The 767-nt window shown below is 73.8% G+C and carries 1 pseudogene; it reads left to right on the plus strand.

Annotated features, from left to right (window positions below):
• Positions 1–150 precede the first annotated feature (150 nt).
• Positions 151–767 (plus strand): annotated as a pseudogene (locus UK82_RS42925) (DUF222 domain-containing protein); the annotation flags it as partial.

Raw genomic sequence — 767 nt, forward strand, 5'->3', positions numbered from 1 at the left:
GCCCGCCTCGCGACGATCTCCCGCCACCTCGACGGGCTGCTGGCCGCGCAGGCCTGGCAGCTGTCGGACGGGGAACTGGCAGGACTGATCGAGGGGATGTGCCGGCTGACCGGCCGGGTCGCCGCGGCGCGGGGCCTGCTGTTCGTGGANGCCCAGGACCGTGGGTTCGCCGTCCGCCACGGCGCCACCGATCTCGCCGGCTGGCTACGGGACCGGCTGCGACTGACCACCCGCGACGCCCGCCGGCAGGTCACCCTCGCCCACGACACCACCACCATGTGCACCGCCACCGGCACGGCCCTGGCCGAGGGAACGATCACCGTGGAGCAGGCGGTGGTCATCTGCGACGCGATACGCACCCTGCCCACCGACGTCACCGGCGAGCAGCGGGCCGCCGCCGAACAGGCACTGATCGGCTTCGCCGACCAGTTCGACCCCTACCACCTGGTGAAACTCGCCGCCCGCCTCCGCGAAACGTTGACCACCATCGACACCTCCCCCGGCGGCGACGACCCCCACACCGACAGCCACACCGGCGAACACCCCAACCCCCGCAGCGGCACCGGCAAGACCGACGCCGGCAGCAGCACGACCGGCAACGCCGGCAACGCCGGCACCGGCGGTGGCAGCGGTGGCCTCGGCGGCCGGGAGAAACCGAGCCCGGACCCGGCGGACATCCGCCGGCTCACCCTCACCGACACCCCCGCTGGCACCACCCTGATCAACGGGGAACTCGACGCCGAAGGCGCCGCCCTGCTACGCACCGC

The organism is Frankia sp. ACN1ag (genome assembly GCF_001414035.1).
In the GTDB taxonomy this organism is placed as follows: Bacteria; Actinomycetota; Actinomycetes; order Frankiales; family Frankiaceae; genus Frankia; species Frankia torreyi.